Genomic DNA, 4,985 nt, shown 5'->3' on the forward strand with positions numbered 1-4,985 from the left:
TAATATAGATGAGCACTGCTGAGGTGCAGATGATCTTTGAAAACTGAACAGGAAATAAAAATACAAACTAAAACGTCAATTTCGAAACAAACAAACAATTGTAAAGAAAGATGTCAGAGACATCTAAGAGCTAAATCAAATGGAGAGTTTGATCCTGGCTCAGGATGAACGCTGGCGGCATGCCTAATACATGCAAGTCGAACGAGAGGAAGGAAAGCTTGCTTTTCTAAATCTAGTGGCGAACGGGTGAGTAACACGTAGGTAACCTGCCCATGTGCCCGGGATAACTTCTGGAAACGGATGCTAAAACCGGATAGGTAGCAGACAAGCATTTGACTGCTATTAAAGTGGCTAAGGCCATGAACATGGATGGACCTGCGGTGCATTAGCTAGTTGGTGAGGTAACGGCCCACCAAGGCGACGATGCATAGCCGGCCTGAGAGGGCGGACGGCCACATTGGGACTGAGACACGGCCCAAACTCCTACGGGAGGCAGCAGTAGGGAATTTTCGTCAATGGGGGGAACCCTGAACGAGCAATGCCGCGTGAGTGAGGAAGGTCTTCGGATCGTAAAGCTCTGTTGTAAGAGAAAAACGGCACTCATAGGGAATGATGAGTGAGTGATGGTATCTTACCAGAAAGTCACGGCTAACTACGTGCCAGCAGCCGCGGTAATACGTAGGTGGCGAGCGTTATCCGGAATGATTGGGCGTAAAGGGTGCGTAGGTGGCAGATCAAGTCTGGAGTAAAAGGTATGGGCTCAACCCGTACTTGCTCTGGAAACTGATCAGCTAGAGAACAGAAGAGGACGGCGGAACTCCATGTGTAGCGGTAAAATGCGTAGATATATGGAAGAACACCGGTGGCGAAGGCGGCCGTCTGGTCTGGATTCTGACACTGAAGCACGAAAGCGTGGGGAGCAAATAGGATTAGATACCCTAGTAGTCCACGCCGTAAACGATGAGAACTAGGTGTTGGGGGAATAACTCAGTGCCGCAGTTAACGCAATAAGTTCTCCGCCTGGGGAGTATGCACGCAAGTGTGAAACTCAAAGGAATTGACGGGGGCCCGCACAAGCGGTGGAGTATGTGGTTTAATTCGAAGCAACGCGAAGAACCTTACCAGGCCTTGACATCCCTTGCAGAGGTATAGAGATATATCCGAGGTTATCAAGGAGACAGGTGGTGCATGGTTGTCGTCAGCTCGTGTCGTGAGATGTTGGGTTAAGTCCCGCAACGAGCGCAACCCTTGTGATATGTTACTAACATTGAGTTGAGGACTCATATCAGACTGCCGGTGATAAACCGGAGGAAGGTGGGGATGACGTCAAATCATCATGCCCCTTATGGCCTGGGCTACACACGTACTACAATGGCGTCTACAAAGAGCGGCAAGCCTGTGAAGGCAAGCGAATCTCATAAAGGACGTCTCAGTTCGGATTGAAGTCTGCAACCCGACTTCATGAAGCTGGAATCGCTAGTAATCGCGAATCAGCATGTCGCGGTGAATACGTTCTCGGGCCTTGTACACACCGCCCGTCAAACCATGGGAGTTGGTAATGCCCGAAGCCGGTGGCATAACCCTTCGGGGAGTGAGCCGTCGAAGGCAGGACCGATGACTGGGGTTAAGTCGTAACAAGGTATCCCTACGGGAACGTGGGGATGGATCACCTCCTTTCTAAGGAGAAAGAAGAAACGTGGAAATTGAAGGAAAAGGGAGTATGAGATCCTGTTTAGTTTTGAGAGGTCATAGACTTCTCAGAGGAATCGATCTTTGAAAACTGAGCAACTAAGAAGAAAAGACATAACAGAAAAGGTCTAAAACGTAAGTTGTAAGATAAACTGAGAAAACAGTAAAAAACAGTTCTTGAAAAAGAACATCTCGAAACACACGAGAACCACTGATTAAGTAAGGAAGGGCGTACGGCGAATGCCTTGCCACTCGAAACTGAAGAAGGACGCGCCAAACTGCGAAAAGCTCCGTGAAGCTGTAAGGAAGCGAAGAAGCGGAGGTGTCCGAATGGGGGAACCCGGCAGCAGACATGAGCTGTCATCTGCAGGTGAATACATGGCTTGCAAGAGAGGTACCCGGCGAACTGAAACATCTAAGTAGCCGGAGGAAAAGAAAACAACAGTGATTCCCTGAGTAGCGGCGAGCGAAAGGGGAGAAGCCCAAACCGGTCCAAGGACCGGGGTTGAAGGACCATGATATGGCAAGAGCGAGGATAGGAGAACGGGATCGAAAGCCCGGCCGAAGAAGGTGAAAGCCCTGTAACCGAAATCCGAGCGAAGCCTAATGGGATCCTGAGTACGGCGAGACACGAGAAATCTTGTCGGAAGCAGGCGGGACCATCCGCCAAGGCTAAATATAAACGAGTGAGCGATAGTGAACCAGTACCGTGAGGGAAAGGTGAAAAGAACCGCGGGAGCGGAGTGAAAGAGAACCTGAAACCGTATGCCTACAAGAAGTCAGAGCCCGTTAAGGGGTGATGGCGTGCCTTTTGTAGAATGAACCGGCGAGTTGCGACAGACTGCGAGGTTAAGGAGGAAAGACCGGAGCCGAAGCGAAAGCGAGTCTTAAGAGGGCGAAAGTAGGATGTTGCAGACCCGAAACCGGGTGATCTAGCCATGAGCAGGTTGAAGTTGAGGTGAAACTCAATGGAGGACCGAACCGACTACCGTTGAAAAGTTAGCGGATGACTTGTGGCTAGGGGAGAAATTCCAATCGAACCCGGAGATAGCTGGTTCTCCCCGAAATAGCTTTAGGGCTAGCGTCGGAAAGAACCTTAGTGAAGGTAGAGCACTGAATGTGTGATGGCCCCATCCCGGGGTACTGAATACAATCAAACTGCGAATGTCATTAAGGATGTCCGGCAGTCAGACTGTGAGTGATAAGGTCCATGGTCAAGAGGGAAACAGCCCAGACCGCCAGTTAAGGTCCCAAAATACAGGCTAAGTGGAAAAGGATGTGGGGATGCCCAGACAACTAGGAGGTTGGCTCAGAAGCAGCCATCCTTTAAAGAGTGCGTAACAGCTCACTAGTCGAGTGACCCTGCGCCGAAAATGTACCGGGGCTAAGCCTGATACCGAAACTGCGGATTGTAGGAAACTATAGTGGTAGGGGAGCGTTGTATACGAGCAGAAGCCGTACCGTGAGGAGCGGTGGATTGTATAGAAGTGAGAATGCCGGTGTGAGTAGCGAGATGTAGGTGAGAATCCTACACACCGAAAGCCCAAGGATTCCAGGGGAAGGTTCGTCCGCCCTGGGTAAGTCGGGACCTAACGCGAGGCCGAAAGGCGTAGTGGATGGAAAGCAGGCGAAAGATTCCTGCACCCGTATATGGAGCGAAGGAGTGACGGAGACGGATAGTGTGACCCTCTTAATGGATTGAGGGCGAAGCGAAGCGGCTGGTTACCAGGCAAATCCGGTAACCAAAAGGCTAGAGCGTGACAGGTAAGCGAAATCTTAGGAAAGTAGCGAAGCACATGATGACGGCTTCCAGGAAAAGCTTCTGGCAATGCATATGCGGCCCGTACCAAAACCGACACAGGTGGGCAGGGAGAGAATCCCGAGGTGAGCGAGAGAACTGTTGCCAAGGAACTCGGCAAAATGACTCCGTAAGTTAGCGAGAAGGAGTGCTTAAGCAATTAAGCCGCAGTGAAGAGGCCCAAGCGACTGTTTAACTAAAACACAGCTCTCTGCGAAGTCGCAAGACGAAGTATAGGGGGTGACACCTGCCCGGTGCTGGAAGGTTAAGAGGATCTGTTAAGAGCGATCTGAAGCAGTGATCCGAAGCCCCAGTGAACGGCGGCCGTAACTATAACGGTCCTAAGGTAGCGAAATTCCTTGTCAGGTAAGTTCTGACCCGCACGAAAGGTGTAACGATTTGGGCGCTGTCTCGGCAGCAGACTCGGTGAAATCTTAGTACCTGTGAAAATGCAGGTTACCCGCAACTAGACGGAAAGACCCCATGGAGCTTTACTGCAGCCTGATATTGAATTCTGGTCATACATGTACAGGATAGGTGGGAGACAAAGAGACGTGCACGCCAGTGTACGAGGAGTCGACGTTGGGATACCACTCTTGTGTGACCGGGGTTCTAACCTGGTATCGAGAACAGGTACGGGGAGAGTGTCAGGTGGGCAGTTTGACTGGGGCGGTCGCCTCCCAAAGAGTAACGGAGGCGCCCAAAGGTACGCTCAGATTGGATGGAAACCAATCGTCGAGTGCAATTGCAGAAGCGTGCTTGACTGTGAGACAAACAAGTCGAACAGGGACGAAAGTCGGGAATAGTGATCCGGCGGTGCCGAATGGAAGGGCCGTCGCTCAACGGATAAAAGCTACCCTGGGGATAACAGGCTGATCTCGCCCAAGAGTTCACATCGACGGCGAGGTTTGGCACCTCGATGTCGGCTCATCGCATCCTGGAGCTGGATTCGGTTCCAAGGGTTGGGCTGTCCGCCCATTAAAGCGGTACGCGAGCTGGGTTCAGAACGTCGTGAGACAGTTCGGTCCCTATCTGTTGTGGGCGAAGGAGATCTGCGGAGAGCTGTCCTCAGTACGAGAGGACCGGGATGGACCTACCGCTGGTGCACCGGTTGTTCCGCCAGGGGCATAGCCGGGTAGCTAAGTAGGGAAAGGATAAGCGCTGAAAGCATCTAAGCACGAAGCCTACTCCAAGATGAGATCTCCCATTCGCAAGAAGTAAGACCCCTTAAAGACGATAAGGTAGATAGGCCAGGGATGGAAGTGCAGTGATGTACGGAGTTGACTGGTACTAATCGGTCGAGGACTTAATCAGGAATATGGAATTTCTTCAGAATAGTTGTTCGGTTTTGAGGGATCGAAAGAGAACTCAAGATCCGGTGGCGATAGCAAAGTGGACACACCTGAACTCATCCCGAACTCAGAAGTTAAGCACTTTCACGGCGACAATAGTTGGGCTTGCCCCTGCGAAGATAGCTAGCTGCCGGGTCCTTTTTTTT

3 rRNA genes are annotated in these 4,985 nt (G+C 51.2%); all 3 read left to right on the plus strand.

Features of this window, described 5'->3' with window-relative positions:
* Positions 1-136: 136 nt before the first annotated feature.
* The 3 genes from LJE08_RS12655 (at position 137) to rrf (ending at position 4,975) form a co-directional block, all read left to right on the plus strand.
* Positions 137-1,677, plus strand: a 16S ribosomal RNA gene (locus LJE08_RS12655).
* A gap of 225 nt (positions 1,678-1,902) precedes the next feature.
* Positions 1,903-4,801, plus strand: a 23S ribosomal RNA gene (locus LJE08_RS12660).
* A gap of 60 nt (positions 4,802-4,861) precedes the next feature.
* Positions 4,862-4,975: ribosomal RNA gene (rrf, locus tag LJE08_RS12665) — 5S ribosomal RNA — on the plus strand.
* Together the 16S, 23S and 5S rRNA genes form the textbook arrangement of a ribosomal RNA operon.
* Positions 4,976-4,985 lie beyond the last annotated feature (10 nt).

This window comes from Holdemanella sp. DFI.5.55 (assembly GCF_020593575.1).
Classification (GTDB): Bacteria; Bacillota_I; Bacilli_A; order Erysipelotrichales; family Erysipelotrichaceae; genus Holdemanella; species Holdemanella hominis.